General features: G+C 55.8%; 11 protein-coding genes and 1 pseudogene. 8 read left to right on the plus strand and 4 right to left on the minus strand.

Translation table 11 applies throughout. The features are described from left to right. Position 1 precedes the first annotated feature (1 nt). The 4 genes from AC27VU_RS06895 (at position 2) to AC27VU_RS06910 (ending at position 14787) form a co-directional block, all read left to right on the plus strand. The gene (locus AC27VU_RS06895) at positions 2-412 is read left to right on the plus strand and encodes a hypothetical protein (protein WP_226500270.1); all 411 of its coding nucleotides are present in this window, start codon (positions 2-4) and stop codon (positions 410-412) included. 198 nt (positions 413-610) lie between these two features. Further along, positions 611-2317, plus strand: a complete 1707-nt coding sequence (locus AC27VU_RS06900; RefSeq protein ID WP_103522425.1) for a ShlB/FhaC/HecB family hemolysin secretion/activation protein — start codon at positions 611-613, stop codon at positions 2315-2317. A 24-nt stretch (positions 2318-2341) separates the two neighbouring features. Then, positions 2342-14218: a two-partner secretion domain-containing protein gene (locus tag AC27VU_RS06905; protein ID WP_488723747.1), complete on the plus strand. Its 11877-nt coding sequence runs from the start codon at positions 2342-2344 to the stop codon at positions 14216-14218. Next, entirely contained in the window at positions 14215-14787 is a 573-nt protein-coding gene (locus AC27VU_RS06910) for a hypothetical protein (RefSeq protein ID WP_488723748.1), read from the plus strand. The genes AC27VU_RS06905 and AC27VU_RS06910 overlap by 4 nt, the downstream gene beginning before the upstream one ends. Positions 14788-15660: 873 nt before the next feature. Here AC27VU_RS06910 and AC27VU_RS06915 read toward each other — a convergent pair. Beyond that, positions 15661-16263: a DUF4291 domain-containing protein gene (locus AC27VU_RS06915; protein ID WP_488723749.1), complete on the minus strand. Its 603-nt coding sequence runs from the start codon at positions 16261-16263 to the stop codon at positions 15661-15663. A gap of 163 nt (positions 16264-16426) precedes the next feature. Next, a pseudogene (locus tag AC27VU_RS06920) lies at positions 16427-17026 on the minus strand (LLM class flavin-dependent oxidoreductase); the annotation flags it as partial. Positions 17027-17337: 311 nt separating this feature from the next. Here AC27VU_RS06920 and AC27VU_RS06925 point away from each other — a divergent pair. From AC27VU_RS06925 to AC27VU_RS06940, 4 genes are all read left to right on the plus strand, one after another. After that, positions 17338-17964, plus strand: coding sequence for a hypothetical protein (locus tag AC27VU_RS06925; protein WP_103483289.1), 627 nt, complete (start codon positions 17338-17340; stop codon positions 17962-17964). A 262-nt stretch (positions 17965-18226) separates the two neighbouring features. Beyond that, a complete protein-coding gene (locus AC27VU_RS06930) occupies positions 18227-18526 on the plus strand; it encodes a hypothetical protein (RefSeq protein WP_253150072.1) in 300 nt (99 codons plus the stop codon). Between the two features lie 191 nt (positions 18527-18717). Next, on the plus strand, positions 18718-19302 hold the full coding sequence (locus AC27VU_RS06935; RefSeq protein WP_488723750.1) for a hypothetical protein: 585 nt from the start codon (positions 18718-18720) through the stop codon (positions 19300-19302). 192 nt (positions 19303-19494) lie between these two features. Continuing rightward, on the plus strand, positions 19495-19803 hold the full coding sequence (locus tag AC27VU_RS06940) for a hypothetical protein (RefSeq protein WP_488723751.1): 309 nt from the start codon (positions 19495-19497) through the stop codon (positions 19801-19803). A gap of 92 nt (positions 19804-19895) precedes the next feature. On the opposite strand, the gene AC27VU_RS06945 is transcribed toward AC27VU_RS06940, so the two are convergent. Both AC27VU_RS06945 and AC27VU_RS06950 read right to left on the minus strand, forming a co-directional pair. Further along, positions 19896-20939, minus strand: a complete 1044-nt coding sequence (locus tag AC27VU_RS06945) for an LLM class flavin-dependent oxidoreductase (protein WP_003225757.1) — start codon at positions 20937-20939, stop codon at positions 19896-19898. Positions 20940-21097: 158 nt separating this feature from the next. Beyond that, positions 21098-21583: a flavin reductase family protein gene (locus AC27VU_RS06950; protein ID WP_443545585.1), complete on the minus strand. Its 486-nt coding sequence runs from the start codon at positions 21581-21583 to the stop codon at positions 21098-21100. Positions 21584-21659 lie beyond the last annotated feature (76 nt).

Genomic DNA, 21659 nt, shown 5'->3' on the forward strand with positions numbered 1-21659 from the left:
AGTGAAACGCAATCTCTGCCTGGCTCTCATCGTCCTGGCTGCAACACTGGGTGGCTGTGCCGCCAACAAACCGGGCAACGATCCATCCCTGATCGGTTCATGGAAAGGTGTGCGGGCGGAAACCGGCAAATGCCAGTTCCTGTCCTGGAAAAACAACTTCAAGCCTGACGGCACCTTCAACATTACTTTCTTCCGGGATGCCCAGCAGACCCAGCCGATCCAGACCGAACACGGTATCTGGAAGGCGGCCAATGGCAAGAACGAGTTGCGAACCGCCGGCGTGCCCCTGCCCGACATCTACACCTACACGCTGATCGATGCCGACACGGTGCATTACGTCAGTGTGGCGAAGGACCCTACGGGCGATTGCCAGGAAGACTACGAGTTCACTGAGCACCGTATTCGCGGTTGAGTCGGTCTGAATAAAAAGGGGGGCATCCATTTCTGGACAATGGATGCCCCCTTTTTTTATGTCGTTGGCACCCGCTTCGTTCGTTCATTCCTTGATACAAACCCGACAAACGGTCGATACGATTTGTTTGACGTCAAAATGATGGCCATCTAATATCGCGCCACTATTTTGATGTCATTCCGTATCGAGGGATCGAACATGTACCCACCCGCCCTCGCGGCGAGGTTGTGCGTAGCTTTGCTGTGCCTGTCTCCGCTTCAAATTGCCTTCGCTGCACCCACCCCCGGTGAAACCGACCTGATCCGCGATCGCCAGAATCGCTTGCTCGAAGAGCAGCAGCGGCGTCTTGAAGACCTGAAAAATCTGCCCGGCAAAGAGGCAGGTCCGGCGCAACCAGCGGCGCCCACCGACACCCGTTGTTTCCCGATCAAGGACATCGAGCTCAAGGGCGCCGACAGTCTGTCCGACAGCGACAGAACCCGTCTGCTCAAGCCCTACATCGACCAGTGCCTCGGTGTACCGCAGCTCAACGAGCTGCTGAAAGTCATCACCGACCATTACATCGAGAAAGGCCTGGTCACCAGCCGCGCCTACCTGCCGCAGCAGGATCTGTCTGGCGGGCATCTGAAAGTGCTGGTGGTCGAAGGCAAGCTTGAAGGCATGAAGGGCGCCGAGAACAGCAAGCTTTCCGAGCGTGAACTGGCGATGGCGTTTCCCGGCAAGTCCGGCGATCTGGTCAACCTGCGCGAGATCGAGCAGATGGTCGATCAGCTCAATCGCCTGCCGTCCAATCAGGCCAAGATGGAACTGGCGCCGGGCAAGAACGTCGGCGGCAGTGAGGTGCTGGTCACCAATACGCCGCAGAAGCCATGGCGTGCCGGACTGTCGCGCAGCAACGACGGCCAGCGCAGCACCGGTGAACAGCAGTGGGGCACCACTTTCGATTGGGACAGCCCGCTGGGCCTGGCCGATCAGTTGAGCCTGCGCGGCGGTCACGATGCAATGACCGACCACCAGCACACCTCCAGCAACGCCATGCTCAATTACAACCTGCCGTGGGGCTGGTGGAACTTCAGCTACACCTACAGCCAGAGTGACTACCGCTCGCAGATCGCCGCCAACGGCTACAACTTCAAGCAGACCGGCGACAGCGAAAACCATCAGCTGCGCGCCGAACGGGTGATCCATCGCGACTCGGTGAGCAAGACCTCGCTCAGCGCCGGCCTGTCCTACCTGCGCACCAACAACTACATCGAAGACAGCAAGCTCAAGCTGAGCAGCAACCGCATCAGCGAAGCGCAGTTCGGCTTCAACCACGGTCGCCGCATCGGCAGCGCCTTCGTCAACTTCGACGCCGGCATGCAGGAAGGCATCGGCGCGTTCGACGCGCAGGGCAGCCACGATCCGGGCCCGGGCGAACCGGACGCACGCTACCGCAAATACACCGCGACCCTGAGCTACCTGCAACCGTTCAAGGTGTGGGGCGAATCCTTCACCTTCAGCAGCCTGATGACCGGCCAGCGCAGCGAAGACGTGCTGTTCAGTTCACAACGCACCAGCCTCGGCGGGCTGTCGTCGATCCGTGGCTACAAGGATCAATCGCTGTCCGGCGACAGCGGCGGCTACTGGCGCAACGATCTGCGCTGGAGCCGTCCGATCAACGTCGAATGGCTGCGCCCGGTGTTCGCTGAATACGGCACCAGCCTCGGTTACGACCAGGGCGTGATTCGCGGCGATCGTTACAACGGCGATCAGCACGGGCGCATGTCGAGCAACTCGCTGGAACTGTTCGCCCGTGGCGAGCATGTGGCTGCCAGCGTGACTTTTGCTCACTCCCTCGAACGCCCGGATGTACTGACCGAGCGTGAAGCGCCGATCTATTTCCGCCTCGACTTTTTCATCTAATTCAAATTCTTCGAGACCATCGACATGGATGTTCGTCAGTTCGCCTTCCTTGCAGGCCAGCCTTCTGCGGCCGTAAAAAAACGTGAGTCGTTCCTGGGCATGCCCAAGCGCGGGCTGGCGTTCCTGCTGGCGAACGTCATGTTCTGGCAACCGATGTGGGCGCAGGCCGACGGCATTGTCGTGGCCAACCCGAACACCGCGCTGGATCGGGCCGGCAATGGCGTGCCGATCATCAATATCGCCACGCCCAACGGCAGCGGGCTGTCGCATAACCAGTTCCACGATTACAACGTCGGCGCGCAGGGTGTCATCCTCAACAACGGCTCGAGCCAGACGTCGAACACACAATTGGGCGGCCACATCATCGGCAACCCGAACCTGAAAAACAGCGGCTCGGCGCAAGCGATTCTCAACGAAGTCATCAGCGGCAACCCGAGCCAGTTGCGCGGTTACACCGAAGTGGCAGGGCAGTCAGCGCGAGTGATCGTCGCCAACCCGTATGGCATCACCTGTAATGGCTGCGGCTTCATCAATGCACCGCGCGTAACGCTGACCACCGGCAAGCCGGTGCTGGATGGCGCGGGGCGGCTGGATCGTTTTCAAGTTGATCAGGGCAGCGTCGCCATCGAAGGCGCCGGCCTCAACGCCAACAACGTCGACCGTTTCGAAATCATCACCCGTAGCGCCAAAATCAACGCTGAGCTCCAGGCGCAGAACCTGACCATCGTTGCCGGGCGCAACGACGTCAACGCACAGACCTTGAACGCCACGGCCCGCGCCGATGATGGCAGCGCCAAACCGCAACTGGCAATCGACTCTTCGGCACTCGGCGGCATGTATGCGGGAGCGATCAAGCTGGTCGGCACCGAGGCCGGGGTCGGGGTGAAGCTCGACGGTAAACTGATCGCCAGCGGTGGCGATATTCAACTCGATGCCAATGGTCAATTGAGCCTGGCCGATACCTCGGCGACCGGCGCGGTCAACGTCAAGGCGGCCAGTCTCGATGCGCGCGGGCCGGTGTATGCCGGCACGGCATTGAACGTGCAGACCCAGGGCAACCTGACCAACCAGCAATCCTTGGCCGCCCGCGACAGCATTGCCCTGAGTGCCGGCGGGCAATTGACCAATGCGGGTGTCATCGAGGCCGGGGTCAATGCCGACGGCGGACGCAACGCCAACGGTGATCTGAGCCTGAGTGCGCAGAACCTCAACAACAGCGGCAAGAGTCTGGTGGCGAGCCGCAGTCTCACGGTCGCCACCGCGCAAACCCTGAACAACCAGGGCGGTACGTTGAGCGCTCAAACCACGACGGTCAGCGCTAACACACTAGACAACCGCAATGCCGGCCGTGTGCTCGGTACCGCGACAGTGAACCTCAGCGCCAATCAGCTATTCAACACGCAAGGACTGATCCACAGCGCAGGCAACCTGAACGGCAATCTTGGCCAGTTGGACAACAGCAACGGCGAGTTTTCCAGCAGCGGCGTCACCCGGCTCAACGCGGCAACGGTGAACAACCGCAGCGGTCAGATCCTTGGCGATCTGGGGTTGAATATCGACCTCAGTGGCGCGCTGGACAACCGTGACGGCGTGCTCGGCTCCGGCCAGTCGGTGAATCTGCAGGCTGCCAGCCTCGATAACCGCGATGGCGGTGTGGTGGTCAGCGACGGCGGCCTGACCTTGCGCGTGCGCGGCTTGCTCGATAACCGCAACAAAGGCGAGATCACGGCAAAGGGCGCCATCGATGCGCAAACCGGCAGCCTCGACAACCGCGACGGCAAAGTCATCGGCAAAACCACACTGGCACTGCGCAGCGATACGGCAGACAACCGCACAGGCGTGATCCAGGCTGATCAGCAACTGACGCTCAACGTCGATCGTCTGGACAACCGCGACAAGGGCCAGATCACCGGCAAGTCCGGTATCGCTTACGCCGGTACACGTCTGGACAACAGCGGCGGACTCATCAGTGCGGTCGGTCCGGTCAGCCTCAACGCGGGCGAAGTGCAAAACGCCGCAGGTCGGATCTCCAGCCAAGGCGATCTGACTGCGGCCATCGGTTTGCTGCAACAGCAGGGTGGTGCGCTGGTCGCTCAGGGCAATCTGAGCCTGACCGGCAAGACGCTCGACAACCGCAATGGCGGTCTGGTCGGCACCACAAAAGCGCTGACTCTGACTGTCGACGATATCGACAACCGCAACGGTGAACTCTCCAGCAGTCTGCTGCTGAACATCAAGGGCCAGCGCCTGGACAACAGCGACAGCGGCAAGCTGCTGGCCGGCACCGATCTGGGCCTCGCCGTGGCGAAACTGATCAACCTGAATAAAGGCTTGATCAGCGCCAAGGGCACAACCACGCTGACCGGCAGCAGCCTGGATAACAACGACGGTCGCTTCAACAGCCTCAACGGCCTGGTGATTACCCTCGACGATGCCCTGATCAACGCGCAGGGCACTATCAGCAGCGAGGGCACGCTGACGGCCAATCTCGGCCGGTTCGACAACAGTGCCGGTAGCCTGAGCGCAGCCGGCGTCTTGTCGGTAACCAGCCGTGGCCTGGTACTCAATCGGGCGGGTTCGATCGGCACCGACAACACGTTGACCCTGACCAGCGCCAGCCTCGATAACAGCCAGAACGGTTTGATCAGCGCCAAAGGCGCCAGCCATGTCGATACCGGCGACTTCGACAACAGCCTGGGCGGCAAACTCACCAGTGAAGCGTCTCTGACGCTCAAGGCCGCTCAGGTGAACAACGCCACTGGCCGGATTGCCAGCCAGCAAGCGCTGGACGTATCGGTCACCGGGCTGGATCAGCAGGGTGGCGAGCTGTTCAGCAAGGCAGACCTGACCCTTGATCTGAACAACGGTCAGTTGAACAACCAGAACGGTTTGATCAACGCCCCCGGCACGCTGCTGCTGAAAAACCTCAATGGCGTGAACAACCACAGCGGCGAAATCTCCAGCCAGCAAGCATTCACGCTCGCGGCCAATGACCTGGACAACAGCAACGGCAAGCTGATCAGCCAGCAAGGGCTGACGCTGCGTATTGCTCAAGCGCTGAATAACCTCAAAGGCGTAATTTCTGCGGCGGCACTCGACAGCCATTCCGTGAGCCTCGACAACCAGGATGGCTTGATCAGTAGTCGCGGCCCATTGCTGCTGACCACCGACAAGACCTTGAACAACCAGTCAGGCACTCTCATCGCCGACGGTGAACTGACGCTGACCGCCGATACGCTGGTCAACCAGCAGGGCAGTATTGCCGGCAAGTCCGATGCCAGTATTCAGGTCAAAAGCCTGAACAACCAGAACGGTAAACTGATCGCCACCGGTATGCTCAAACTGAGCGCCGAGACCCTCGACAACCGCCAGGGTGGCTTGCTCGGTTCGACCAAGGCGATGACCCTGACGGTCGATGAGCTGGACAACCGTGGCGGCGAAATCTCCACCAACAGCGATCTGCTGCTGACCGGTAAAAAACTCGATAACAGCGATGGCGGCAAGGTCTTCACCAGCCAGGCACTGACGCTCACGGTCGATCAGTTGCTCAACCGCAACAAGGGCCTGATCGACACGGGCACGCTGCTGAAGCTGAAAGGTCGTACGCTGGACAACAGCGGCGGTGAATTGCTCAGCCAGCAGGACATGCTGCTGAACCTCAGCGGCGACTTCACCAACCAAATCGGCAAAGTCAGCAGCGAAGGCGCGCTGACCGTCAATTCCGCGCAACTGAGCAACACTGGCGGCAGCCTGTCCAGCGCTGCAGACCTCACTCTCGACAGCACTGGCAAGGTCGATAACCAGGGCGGGCGGATCGTTACCGATGGCCTCCTCGTGCTGAAAAGTACCGGCCTGGATAACCGGCAGAAGGGCACCCTCAGCGGCAAAGGTGCGGTCACGGTCACGACCGGTGACTTCGATAACAGCAGCGGTTCGCTGAGCAGCGCCGACACGCTCGATCTCGTCGCCGACCAGGTCACCAACAGCGATGCCGGCAGTATCGGCAGCCAGGGCGCACTCACCGCTTCGGTGACAGGCTTCGATCAACAGGGCGGCAAGCTGCTCAGCAACACGCGCCTGAGCCTGGACCTGAACCACGGCCAGTTGAACAACATCAACGGCGTGATCAGCGCGCCTGGCACTCTGCTGCTCAAGCAACTCAACGGTGTCAACAACCAGGGCGGCACGATCTCCAGCACTGAAGCGTTCACCCTTACCGCGCAGAGCCTGGACAACAGCAACGGCAAACTCCTGAGCAATCAGGGGCTGACCCTGCGCATCGCCAACGCGCTGGACAACGTCAAGGGCCTGATCGGCGCGGCGTCGATCGATGTCCGGGCGGCCAGCCTGAACAACAGCGGCGGCAGCCTGGTCAGCCGTGGCGATTTTGAACTCACGGTCGATGGCCTGCTGCGCAACGATGCCAGCGGTCTGATCAGCGCCGCGCAGGCGCTGAGCATCAGCAGCGCCGATCTGAACAACCAGAGTGGTACGTTGCTGGGTGTCAGCGCGGTCACGCTCAATGCGATGGCGCTGAACAACCGCGACAAGGGTTTGATCAACAGCAAGGGCAACCTGACGCTGACCGCGACCGGTCTGGATTCCAGCAATGACGGTGAAGTCTCCGCGGCGGGTGACATCGGTCTCACCCTGACTTCGTTGACCCAGAACGGCGGACGCCTGTTGGGCGACCAAGCCGTCACGCTGGACCTGGCCAACGGCGACCTCGACAACCAGAACGGTCTGCTCACCGCCAAAGGCCCGCTGACCCTCAAGCGTCTGCGCGACCTGAACAACCAGCACGGTGAGATCTCCAGCAACCTGAGTTTCGACGTCATCGCTCGTGCCGTGAATAACAACGCCGGCAAGTTGATCAGCGGCGAAAAACTCTTGCTGCGCGGCACCTCGATCACCAACCAGAAAGGCTTGCTGTCCGGCTGGCAAGGGTTGAGCGTCAGCGGCGACAGCCTCGACAACCGCGACAGCGGCACACTCTCGAGCAAGCTCGGCGATGTCGCGGTCGAGCTCAAAGACGCTCTGCTCAACAGCGGTGCCGGTGCGCTGGTCGCCGAGGGCAGCTTGACCGTCAAGGCGGGAAACCTCGATAACAGCAATAAAGGTATTTTGAGCAGCGGAGCAGGGCAGGCGCTCACGCTGAGCGGCGCGCTCAATAACAGTCAGGGCGGCTTGATCGCCAGCGACGGTGCGCTGGATCTGCTGAGCATGGCGCTGACCAACGTCGGCGGCGCGATCAATGCGCAACAGGCGATCAACGCTTCGGTTTCGCGACTGGACAACAGTGGCGGTCAGATAGCCAGTAACGACGCAATCACTTTTAACATCAACGGCGACCTCAACAACAACGGTGGCCGACTGGCTGGCGCGGGCCCTGTGCTGATCAAGGGCGTGACTGACCTGAGCAACCAGAACGGCCAGATCGCCAGCCAGAAGAATCTGAACCTGTCGACCGGCACGCTGGACAACAGCAACAAGGGCACCATCGCCGCCAATGATCTGCTACAGATCACCGCCAGCGGCGCAGTGCGCAACAACGCTGACGGTTTGATCTACAGCCAGAACTCCGCGCTGCAACTGAAGGCGGCGAGCCTGAACAACGGCAAGGGTGCGCTGCAAAGCGAAAGCGGCCTGACCCTGGATGTCAGCGGCGACCTCGACAACCAGAGCGGCAAGGTCATCGCGCAAAACGGTGATGTGAGCATCAACGCCGCCAACATCGATAACCGCGGCGGCATCCTGTCCAGCATCAAAGGCGCACTCGAAGCGCGGACGGTGGGTGTGCTGCGTAATGGCTACGACCTCAACAACAACCGCCAGGGCGGCATCATTCAGGCGCAGGGTCTGAAGCTGTCGGCACTGGCCGGGCTGGACAACAACGGCGGACGCATCTCCGCGCAAGCGACAGACGCGAACATCACCACGGCCGGGTTCGATAACCGCAACGGTGTGCTTTATGCCAAAGGTCTGGTGAGCGTCAGCGGCACCAACCTGGACAACGGTGCCGGGCAGATCGCCGGCGAGCGCATCGACTTCGGCCTCAGCGGCGCACTGAGCAACGTTGCGGGTGTCATTGAAAGCAACACGCAACTCACCGTCAAAGCGGCCAGCGTCAACAACCAGAATGGCCGACTGCGTTCGCTGGGCAACTGGGGCAAGACCGACTTCCAGATCGGCGGCCAACTCGACAACCGCAACGGTGTACTGGAAACCGCCAACACCGACATGACCGTCAACGTCGGCAGCTTCCTCAATGACGGCGGGCAGCTCAACCACGTCGGCCGCGGCAAGTTCGAAATTTCCACGGCCAATGTGATCGGTGCGGGTGGCAGCATCACCACCGGTGGGCTGCTGGAACTCAATGCCGATACCTGGAACAACAGCAGTGTCATCCAGGCTGGACGTTTGAACGTCAATGTTCGGCAGTTCAGCCAGACTGCCAGTGGCAAGTTGCTGGCCTCGGATCTTTTGCAGGTGCGTGGCGGCAACTGGACCAACGATGGCTTGATCGCCAGTGATGGCTTGATCGACATGCAGTTGAGCGGTGGCTACAGCGGTAATGGCCGACTGTCGAGCCAGCGCGGGACTTACCTCTCCGCTGCACAGATGAACATCGGCGCGGGCGGCAGTTTTGCCGCGGGTGCGACCTCGACCATCAGTGTGGGCGGGGCACTCATCAATTCCGGGCGCATCACCTCCAGTGAAGACCTGACCGTCAATGCCGGTAGTGTGACCAACTACGGCACCCTCGGTGCGGCGCAGAACCTGAATATCAACACACCTTCGTTGCTCAATGATCGAGGGCTGATTTTCAGCGGCAACGACATGACGCTCAGTGTCGGCAATCTGACCAACCAGAACGGTGATTTCTACGGGTTGGGGAATGTGACCATCAAGGGTTACGGCGGCGCCGCGCGGGCTGCTGGGGTCTACAACATCTCCGGTTCGATGGAGAGCGGTGGCGGGTTCGAGATCAATGCCGATGTTTTCGAGAACCGTACCGAAGGTCCGGTGATGTCGGGCGATCGCAAATTGATCTCGGGTTTCATCGCCGGCAGCTGTGGCGACTGCGTCGGGGATAACTACAGCATATTGATTGCTGCTCGCGAGACCTATCAAAGCACTGACAGCGATAGTACCCCATCTGCGGTGATCAACGCCGGTAAGGACTTCGTGTTCCAGGGCGGTACGTTTCTCAACAGCAAAAGCACGGTGGCAGCGGGTGGCAATATCAATATCACCGCTGACAGTCTCAAGAACATTGGTGCAAAAACCGGAACCATCGAAGTTACCCGCTATTACTCCTTCGGGTTGACCGATGGAGGAACCGAGCGGTTTTTCAACAACGTTGTGATGCCTTACAACCAACGGAACAATCCGGATTTTCCAACTGTTTATTACGTTGCTCCACAGGACGAGATCCGCAAAGCAAAACCCGAATCAACCGAATACAGTGAGGGGGGAGAACTCGGACAGTACTTCGAATGGGTCGCGCTTCTAGACTCCGTAACGGGCGAAGACGTCAGTGCGCGTAAGTACGGAGCAGGCCTGTCCGGGCTCAAGTACGGCTTCGAAAAAACAACACATTCTCTATACGACCCGAATAACCTGGTAGCACTGCCGAGCCAGCTGAGTCAGCTCACCCCGGACAGAACAACAGAGGTCGCCGTCGACAGCACGGGTGCCACAAGCACCGTTACCGGTCGCAACGCAGTCATCCAGGCAGGCGGCAATGTCTCGATCACGGCCGCCAAAACCCTGGAAAACAGCGTCATCCATCAGGACTACGGTTCCACTGGTGGCACCAATAAAGTTGCCGATACCAAAGTCAGCAACAGCACCGCCATCATCCGCATCAACAGCCAACTGCCGCCGGACCTAGCCCAACAGCAGGTCAACCCGCTGTCCCTGCCTGGCTTCTCCCTGCCAACGGGGGAAAACGGTCTGTTCCGCCTGAGCGGGCAGGGTGCCGCTGATACCGCGCCAGTCGCCGCGACCGGCCCGGCGCCAACCTGGACCGTAGGTGGGCAAACCGTCACTACCGAGGCACACGTAGTAGCCGGAAGCAGTGGTGGCCCGCGCAACCTTTTCGTTGACGCCCCGCCCACAGTCTCCGACAGCACACGCGCAGTGGATACGTTCCACCGCACCCCGAGCGTCGTGCAGGCCGTGGCCAGCACGGTCGACGTCAACGTGCCGGTGAAACCCGCCGGCCCGGGCATGAAAGACCGCGGCAACGACGCCATGGAGTCGATCGACACCCGTCCGGTGACCCGCGTCACCGGTCTGCCAGACACCAAGGCGCCGTCCAACGCGCACAAATACCTGATCGAAACCAACCCGGTGCTGACCGACCTCAAGTCGTTCATGAGCTCCGACTACCTGCTGGAAAAACTCGGCTACGACCCCGACCAGAGCGCCAAGCGTCTCGGCGACGGCCTCTACGAGCAACGCTTGATCCAGCAAGCCGTCACTGCACGCACCGGTCAGGCTTTCATCGACGGCCAGACCTCCAACGAGGGCATGTTCAAGTACCTGATGAACAACGCCATCGCCAGTAAGGACGCACTCAACCTGTCGGTAGGCGTCGGCCTCACCTCGCAGCAAGTCGCGGCGCTGACCCACGATATCGTCTGGCTCGAAGAGCACGAAGTGAACGGTGAGAAAGTGCTGGTGCCGGTGGTTTATCTGGCCCAGGCCAATGGTCGCCTCGGCCCGACCGGTGCGTTGATTGCCGGTAACGATGTGACACTGATTGCCGGTGAGAATCTTGACAACGTCGGGACATTGAAGGCGACGAATAATCTGTCGGCGACCGCGGGCAAGGACCTGGTCAACAGTGGCGTGATCGAGGCGGGCAACCGACTGGATCTGTTGGCGACCAACAATATCGTCAACAAGTCCGGCGGGATCATTACCGGGCGCGATGTGAACCTGACCACTCGCACCGGGGATGTGATCAACGAACGGACCATCACCTCCTCCGACAACAGCACCCGCTTCGGCACCCAGCATCATGACTACGCCGATAACGCGGCGCGGATCGAGGCGGCCAATGACCTGACCGTCAAAGCGGCCAAGGACATCAACATCACCGGCGGCGTGATGAAAAGCGGCCAGGACATGGTCCTGAATGCGGGTCGTGACATTAACGTGTCGTCGGTGCAAGTCACCAACAGCGTGTTCCATGACGATCGGCACAACAGCAGCGACATCGCCCAACTGGGTGCTGACATTGATGCTGGGCGTGACTTCAAGGCTGATGCCAAACGCGATATCAGTGTTATCGCGAGTCAGATTGACGCCAAGCGCGACGTTGCCATCAAGGCAACCGGAGATCTGCTGATCACATCGGCGGCAGATGAAGAGCACTCGCTATCCAAGAGCAAGAAACTCACCGTCCAGGAAGACCATGTCAGTCAGGTCATGTCCGGCATTTCAGCCGGCGGTGACGTCAGGCTGGACGCCGGTAAAGATTTGAGTGTGGTTTCCAGTCGCGTGACTGCTGGAGATGAAGCCTATCTGGTGGCTGGCGATAATCTGGAAATTCTTGCCAAACAGGACAGTGACTATTCGCTCTATGACAAAAAGAAAAAAGGCAGCTTTGGCAGCCTCAAAACCAAGCGCGATGAAGTTACCAAGATCACCCATGTGGGCAGTGAAGTTTCTGCTGGCGGTAACCTGACGCTAAAAAGTGACGGTGATCAGCGCTATCAGGTAGCGAAGCTTGAAAGTGGCAACGATCTCACTCTGGACAGTGGCGGCGTCATTACGTTTGAGGGGGTCAAGGACCTCCATGACGAGAGCCATACCAAGAGCAATAGCAACGCGGGCTGGAACTCCGCCAAAGGTAGAGGCAATACCGATGAGACCCTGCGCCAGAGCGAGTTGATTGCCAACGGAAAGCTTGTAATCAAAGCGGTTGATGGTCTCAAGATCGATATCACACAGATCGACCAGAAAAGTGTCAGCCAGACCATCGACACGATGGTCGCGGCTGATCCGAAACTGGCGTGGCTTAAAGAGGCAGAACTGCGCGGCGATGTTGATTGGCGCCGTGTGGAGGAAATTCACAAGAGCTTCAAATACTCGACATCCGGACTTGGTGTCGCCGCACAATTGGCATTGGCAATCATGTTGGCAGCGGTCACGGGTGGAGCGGGCGCCGGTCTGATCGGAGCCACTGCAGGTACATTCTCGGCAGGTTTTGCCAACGCTGTATTGATTGCTGTGGAAACCACAGCAGCTAACAGCGCCATCAGTAACAAGGGCGATCTGGGCTCAGTACTTAAGGATGTCTTCAGCAGCGAAAACCTGCAGGGATACGTACTCTCGGGGATGCTGGGCGGTATCGGCACGGGGCTTGGTTATAACCCGACGGAGCTTGGGTTCGACTGGAACAGTGCCGGGCAGGTTGTTCTCAAGACGAGTGCCGACACGCTCGCCCAGACGGTTCTACAGGGTGGCAGCCTGAGTGATAACTTCATCAATAATATCCTGGGCGCTGTTATCGACATTGGTGGCGCTATTGCTGCCAACAAGGTCGGTAACCTCAAACTGGTCGACGGCAGTCCGACCAAGATTGCCGCACATGCATTAGTGGGCGGCTTAAAGTCCATGGCAATGGGCGGTGATTTCAAGACGGGTGCACTCGCTGGAGGTGCCAACGAAGCCATGGTGCAATACCTGGCGGGCTTGATACTTCCTGACAATTACGATCCGAATATGCCGGGTGCGGATCAGGCAAAAGCCAATTTGTTGGCGATGTCCCAGTTGGTCGCCGTGCTTTCTGCAGTGGTTGCGGGTACCGACCCGAACATCGCAGCGAATATTGCTGCCACCGCAACCCAGTACAACTTCCTGTCTCACTCGGATCTTGAGCGAGCAGCGAAGGAGATGATCAACTGCGGAAGTGACTCTACCTGCGCAAACAAGGCTTATGGCGAGTACCACGAACTGAGCCAGAAGCAGGATATCGAGGCGGTTGCAAAGTGTGCGGCCGACCCTGGTCAGTGCGCCCCGTTCTCCAGTCTGGTTGCGGAAGCAGAGGCTAAAACCCAGAAACTCAAGGACCTCGCGGCCTCTGCATCGCCTGAAGCGGCGCATCTGTTTGATCTGTTGATTACCGAGAACAATGGCTTCCAGAACATGTTGGCCGGTATTACTGCTGGCCATACCGTCGCGGCCATTGCCGATACGCTGGTTCAGACACTTGGTATCAGTCACGAAATGGCGATGGCGGCCGTCGAAGGCTTAGCGATGAGCGTGTCCGCGATCGGGCCGACAATCAAGGTGCCTGGAGGGGGCAAAGGCGGGAAAGGAGGGACGAAGGACGGTGCTGCCGACACGAAGGAAGGGGCCGGCTCAAAAGGCGACAGTGGTGGCGGCTCAAAAGGAGTAGCAGGAGTTGCTGATGAGATACCTGCGACTTCAGCTATCGCCCGAGATGGACTGCGAGAAGACTTAGCCACACAGGCGGGAATACCGCGTAATCTTGTGGGTCAGCCCTCTAGTATTTGGGGGAAATCGATAGACGATATTAAACAGTCATTCACAATGGATGGTGCTACGGTTACATCTGTACCTGCAAAAGCCAGCTCATCAGGCAATGCTCAAATATTTAAAGTTGAAGGCAGCGCTACAGGTATTAAAGAATTTCAATATAGTCCGTCGACTGTTGATAAACTCAATCAATCGACTCATGTTGGTGAGTACTACAAAATTACCTATGGAGATGGAAGTAAGATTAAGGTTGTTGAACCTTCGACATACAGGCCGACGTTTCTTGGGTCTGATCCTATTTATGATGTGAACACAACTTACTTGAATCCGAAGGGTCAAAAAGTAATATTTAATCCTGCCAATAATACATGGGTGCCAGAATGACCTTATCTAAAGAATTTTCAATATCGTGGATGGCGCCAATTGTGCCATCTGTGTCACTTGCAGGAATACCATTGCATGTCGATGCGGATGCATTGAAATGTGTGTTGTTAGGGTACTTGGTTGATGAGAAAAACGCTCTATACCAATTCAATGACTCGCCAGTGCTTCGCTTGAAGTTTTATGGTTTGGACGAAAACGGGAATGGTGGCTATTCGTTCGTTCTCTCGGATTCAAGCATTATCAATGAGTTAAAAAAGTTTACCCCCGCTTTATCAGTCATGATTAAGGGTGGGAGGGTATATGCTATTAAAGTTTATGACTTTAGCTTTTCTGGTGATCTGGCCGAAAACTTTATCTATAAGGGGGTTTTGCCGGCTGGTATTGGCTTGGGTAGTTTGGTTTCGGAACTATTGCCATTTACATCTTTAGAGTTTGATAGTGCTGAAGAGTGGTTCTATACCGATCAAAGCTATGGTGGGCTTGAAGTTACCGGCTGGGGAGTTCCTTTAGAAGATCATCCTGATCAAGTTGTTACTGCTTTGTGTGTGATATCAGGAGCGATTGCTTAAGTCTTATGTGGCCATGCAACTCAATAGCCACCTAACTGCCTACGATCATACTCAAAAGCCAGATAAAAACACCGGCGCTGGGCCGGTGTTAGGTGAGTACTGCTTACTTCTTGGAAATAGAGGGGCTGTTGCTACACCAGAAGATTTTTCTCGATTGAAGGATTTATAATCATGAGCCAATCAGGTCACAACGCATAAAGATATTCACGGTATTTTTTTGTGATCATTGGCACTAGGACTTATTGCTGGGCTTGGGTTGCTCCCGTTCGACGTTGTCGTGGTGCTAGATATTAAAATCGCCAGTTATCAGGGGGGCGCCGGGACTGATCTCGCTTTAGCCTCCTCGGTATCTTCGGAAGTTTTAGTTTAATTTGGAGTGATGCGACCGATTCGAAAGAGTTCTTCCGACGGCTATCAATATTCAAAAACAGGTCGCTTATGGACTCGAAACGCATACATGCGTTTAAATGGTATTCCAACATATGCGGATTATGCCGAGACGCCTGAGATCTGGATCCAGAGTATGTCCTTCAGGAACGAGTTGACGCCGTAATGGATTTGCTCCGTCGCACGGATAATGAAGGACCGCTTCATGATCGTGGAACTGCTGCCTTGCTGGAGATATCAACTCTATCGATAAACTTGAAATGCAGCGCCGGAAAAAAATCCATGCGATTAATTTTTCAATTGGATTTGATGCTGGCTGTGTAGTGTCTCTGCTGAAGCGGAAGAATAAGATGATTAATAACTTCAAGGCGGCGAGATTTGCAAAGTCGTCAGTCGACTCGGATGGGCAGGATTAAAAGTGGGGGGCTCGGTAGGTTATGGAAGCGGAGGGTGTTTAATGCGATAGCCTGTTTTTATGTAAAGCCATTAGTCTCTTATTGTCATGTTGTAAATTTTTTCAAGCGGAAGCAGTTTTTTTGCTTGTTCAATTTCTTTTCTCAGTACCAATTCATGGATGGTATGGGCTAACGGAGTAATATCTGTTACTTGTTGTATCCACTTGTTTACATAAAGTGCCACGGCTTGGCCGCTCAAACCTATCTGTATGGTCCGGTGTGATTGCGGCTGCAGATACACATCACGCTCAGGGTCCCACTGAATTCGCACTGGCGCATTTGCTTTCACGTTGAGCCATTCTTCTTTGCTCATCGATTCGTCTGGATGGCTGGGGGAGCTATGTTCCAATGCCCACTCGAAACCTTCTCGTGAAATATCGATGGCCAGAATGCGCGACTGACCCGCGTCTTTGAAGCCCCATCCAGCGCGGCACATCATCCAGAGGAAGGATGGCTTAATCCAAGTCATGCGATCCATTTTGAACGGTGGTGAAACGAACGTCCCATGGGCGATTGTGGCATCGGCTATAGCTTCCGAATAGGCCTGGTAGACACGAATGGTTTTTTCATCGTAAAAGCCGCGTATCTGGCGAATAGGGATGAGTTGTTGGGCAACGCCAGTCATGTTTTGCATTTTTTATACTCAATATTTAATAGGCGTCAGGATACACATTCGCTAACCCTTATCGAAGCTTGGAAGCGCCTTTTGATATCGATGAAGCGGATGCTTAACGAAACGAAAACACCCCAAGGAATAACGGGGCGTTTTCATTTGCCGGGCTGAACCAGCTAAGTGTTTACCGAAACGCCGGCACCACATTCCTGATAAACAACTCCAGCGACTTCTTCTTCTCCGCATGCGGCAAGCTGTTATCACACCAGAAACTGAACTCATCCACCCCAAGTTCCTGGTAATACTTGATCCGCGGAATGATCTCTTCCGGCGTACCGATCATCGCCGTCTTGTGCAGGCTTTCCAGTTCAAACTCCGGACGCCCGGCAAACTTCTCTTCAGGGCTTGGGGCGAGGAAGCCGTTGACCGGTACTTCCTTGTTGCCAAACCACGCATCGAAGGTGCGATAGAACCGTGAGATCGCTTTGGCGCCGACTTTCCAGCCTTCTGGGTCGTCAGCCGAGTGCACGTGGGTGTGGCGCAGCACCATCAGTTGCGGACGCGGCACGTCTGGATTGTTGTCGAGCGCGGTCTGGAATTTGTTCTTCAGGTCGACGACTTCTTCGTCACCTTTCATCAATGGCGTGACCATCACGTTGCAGCCGTTGGCCACGGCGAAGTTGTGCGAATCCGGGTCGCGGGCGGCGATCCACATCGGTGGGTTCGGCTTCTGAATCGGCTTCGGCACGCTGGTCGAGGTGGGGAATTTCCAGATGTCGCCGTCGCGGGGTAAAGGGGACAGACCACGTTTAGAAAGCACTCCGAAAATGTGGTCTGTCCCCGTTAACCCCGTTAACCCCGTTAACCCCGCGATAAAATCGTCCTTGTGCATGAGTCTCTGCCAGAATTGCCAAGAGACGACCTAAAGATATATCTCGAGATTTTACGTGACTCGGTCCTTGATTGGATTGGTGGCGATGGACACGAGTTGGAAGTTGTCTTCAAAGAAGTTGATAGAGCAGTGGCCGAAAGTTTGCTAAAAATTAGGCTAAGCCTGTGACGCAAGGTAAATGGGAAAGTAATAGGTTGAAAACTATGGATCCGAAAACACATGAGTTGCTTTACAGTATTCCGGAAAATTCCGATTATGCTGCCGAAGCGGGTGATTTGGATGCGGGAGATATTCCGGAGGCAAGACGTAGTGCCGTCAAGGAATTGATGCTCCATAGTAATGATGAAACAGAGCGTTTCTTGGCTGCAAAACTACTGGCAAGTTGGGGAGAATATGAAGGTTTAGTGGCCTTGCAGAAAGGTCTAGAGAGGCCTGAAGTCATTGAGGGGACGTATATTCATAGGCTTTATGGGTATGATGATACTTATCGGCAAGTATTGATGGCGGTGACCATGTATTTCGCCAATGTTGCCGGCGCACAAGGGAAGGACGTGGCCCGGCCTCATGTATATGAACTGCTCTCGAAAATTATCTCGTTGGCAAACGACAGGCCTTTTGAAATATCAGAGTTGTATTCCTTTGTGCGGCGAGAGAAGTATCTGGAATACTTGCCTATGATTGAGCGGCACTTGATCTCCATTATTGATTTTCCAGAAAAGCACCGCTGGAAAATCTACGATGCTATTGTGTTTCTAATGGAATTAGACTCCGATTTTGTAGTGCCTCTATTGATTGGGCGGAATAAGACTGTTGATGATTTTAAGCCGTAATAAGAGTTTATTAAAGGCTAAGCTCGAGGAGGTATATAATTAAAGGTGTCGGATTTATTTATTCAAAACTAGATCTGACCCATTTTTCTTTTTTTGGAGAATAAATGGGGACAGGCCACGTTTAGAAAGCACTCGGAAAATGTGGTCTGTCCCCGTTAACTCTATCAGTATAACTCCGTTACCGATAAAGCATATGATATGAAAATCACAACGCCGCAACAGCTGCCGCCTGCGCTGCAGCCCGGAAGGACTATTGAGTGATGTGGATATGATTGTTCGAGAAATTGGGCGAGAAGAGCCTGTGCAGGTGTTTGGTATTTACTGGATAGAGAGCGAGCGCTTTTACTGGGTTATTCCTTATGATGGCTACGGTGGCCTGATGTCGCTCAGTGATAGAGAGGTCAATGTCGTTGACTCTTCTCTGTCAAATGATCTCATCCTCTGCAAGGATGGGGAGGGAGGGGACATGATTCTGCATTGGGCAGCGGAAGATTTGATTGAAGAGCTTGTGGAGCGTGATCCAAAGGCAATGGCCGAGTTCTTGGAGCGCATGAAAGGCTGATGGTGTAAAGCGACTGGTGCAGCTGAAGTGCCGGCCACTTCTGCAATTGCGCGTGTCGGCCTGAGAGAAGATCTGCCGCGCAAGCAGGGATTTCTCGAAAAGGGTAAATGGGGACAGACCACGTTTAGAAAGCACTCGGAAAATGTGGTCTGTCCCCGTTCTCCTTCCCCGTTTTCCTAAGAGTTTAATAAATGACCGTAAATGAAGTGATTTTTGACGATCTGTGGGACGGCGAAAAAAATATCTGTTTTTTTGTTCATTCAGAAAAATGCTTCTGGGTTGTGGATGAAAAAGAGAACTTTACTTTGGATATAGATATCAGTCTCAGGGCCGCTCTGGAAAGTGGGGGGATTACGAAGGAACAATATGAACAGTTTCGCCAAAATTACAGGGGAGGGCTTGCGCAGTTGACTTCGGAGAATTTTCCGAAGTACCTTGATGGTTCGCGAGAGAAAATACTATCGTCGTTGGATTTGCAGGGCTTTGTTGGGGCGGATGTAACTGTCTTTGAGGCAATTGAGAGTTACTACCTGACAGGTAAAGGTTTGAGCGCCGATTTGTATAAAATGGCCAATGTTGTTAGTTCGCGCCTTCCAGATTTTTATATAAATTTTGATCGAAAGATATTTATGCATATGGATGAAGGTCGGTTTCACGAGAAATATGTTCATGCGGATTGGATTTCTGAGTGCTATGATTTTAGTTTTCTGATTCCCGCGCATGAAAGATACTGGATAGTGGATGGCAGGGACTATTGGAAGTTACGCTTTGTATGATCGTAGGCAATTAGGTGGCTGTTAAGTTGCAAGGCTACATACCTTGGAAAGGGGTAAATGGGGACCGCCTACGTTTAGAAAGCCCTCCGAAAATTTCGTCTGACCCCATCAACCACGTTAGCCCAGCCCCCCGTTAACCCAATTTTTCGGGTGCGCAGGACGTTTGGGATCATATCGTTAAAAGAACTGTCGATGCCTATAACAAGTAAATCAATAATCAGCTGGCTATTTAAATACCATGACTGGGTGGGGGTGGGGCTATTACTCGTAGCACTACTCAATGGATACTTTCAGTTCAATGGCAGTTGGGCGCGTTTTTTTACGATACTTGCTGTTCAGTTATGGTTTGCTCAAGGTGTTTATAACTATTTAAGAGGGGCAACGGTTGCCATTGCACCCGGTGGATTGGGCAGGGGTGCTGACCCCGCCGGGCGGGCGGTATTGGCAAGTTTTGCGTTCTTTTTATATGCGATATTTTTCTTTGCGGATTATCAATGCTGAATTGTTGATTGCAAAATTTCCTTTGATATTCGAACTGTTTCGGAGACACCTATAAAAAAACCGGGCTAATGCCCGGTTTTTTACAAGTCAGCTCAGCGAAACGCCGGCACCACATCCCTGATAAACAACTCCAACGACTTCTTCTTCTCCGCATGCGGCAGACTGTTGTCACACCAGAAACTAAACTCATCCACCCCAAGTTCCTGGTAATACTTGATCCGCGGAATAATTTCCTCCGGCGTACCAATCATCGCCGTCTTGTGCAGGCTCTCCAGCTCAAACTCCGGACGCCCGGCAAACTTCTCTTCCGGACTCGGAGCGAGGAAGCCGTTGACCGGCACCTCCTTGTTGCCAAACCACGCATCGAAGGTGCGATAGAACCGTGAGATCGCTTTGGCGCCGACTTTCCAGCCGTCCGGATCGTCAGCCGAATGCACGTGGGTGTGGCGCAGCACCATCAGTTGTGGACGCGGTACGTCTGGGTTGTTGTCCAGCGCGGTCTGGAATTTGTTTTTCAGGTCGACGACTTCTTCGTCACCTTTCATCAACGGTGTGACCATCACGTTGCAGCCGTTGGCCACGGCGAAATTGTGCGAATCCGGGTCGCGGGCGGCGATCCACATTGGTGGATTCGGCTTCTGAATCGGTTTCGGCACGCTGGTCGAGGTGGGGAATTTCCAGATGTCGCCGTCGTGGGCGTAGTCGCCTTGCCACAGGGCGCGGACCACCGGGACCATTTCTCGCAGGGCCTGACCGCCGCTGGAGGCGGGCATGCCGCCGGCCATGCGATCGAATTCGACCTGATAGGCGCCACGCGCCAGGCCGACTTCCATGCGTCCGTTGCTGATGACGTCGAGCAGCGCGCATTCACCAGCGACCCGCAGTGGGTGCCAGAACGGCGCGATGATGGTGCCGGCGCCGAGGTGGATGGTGGTGGTTTTGGCGGCGAGGTAGGCCAGCAGCGGCATCGGGCTTGGCGAGATGGTGTATTCCATCGCGTGGTGTTCGCCGATCCACACGGTGCTGAAACCGCCGGCCTCGGCCATCAGGGTCAGTTCGGTCAGGTCTTCGAACAGTTGGCGGTGGCTGACGCTTTCGTCCCAGCGTTCCATGTGGATGAACAGGGAAAATTTCATGACGCTTCCTCGGGTCTTTTATTGTTGAGGCTACAAAACTGTGTGGGAGGGGCTTGCTCCCGAAAGCGGTGGGTCAATCGACACCTCTGGTGGCTGACACATCGCCTTCGGGAGCAAGCCCCCTCCCACAGTGGATTTGTGTGGGGTTGAAGTTTTGCTCAGGCCAGAACGGGCAGGGCGCCCATCTTGCCGTGGCAGTAAACCAGCGGCCCGTTGTGCTGCTCCGGGACGATCAGGTTCTTCACCGCGCCGACCATGATCGCGTGGTCACCACCTTCGTATTCGCGCCATAACTCACATTCGATGATAGCCGTCGCGTTGGCCAGGATCGGGTTGCCCAGCTCGCTCAACGTCCACTCGATGCCCTGCGCCTTGTCCTTGCCTTTACGGGCGAAGGCGTAGGCTTCGCTTTGCTGGCCGCCGGACAGGACGTGGATCGCGAAGCGCTTGTTCTTGATCAGCACAGGGTAGGAGTCGGAGCTGTAGTTGGGGCAGAACAGCACCAGGGCAGGGTCCATCGACAGTGAACTGAAGGCGCTGGCGGTGAGGCCGACGATCTGGCCGTCATCGTCCAGCGTGGTGATGACAGTGACGCCGGACGGAAACGAGCCCATGACTTGTTTGTAGATGGCAGCATCGATCATTGGACGGTCCTCGGGTGTTGTGACGCGATTTTTATGTATTTGTTGGTCTGATGGTATACCAGTATTTTTTCTTTGC

This window comes from Pseudomonas sp. 14P5.3.2, assembly GCF_057799175.1.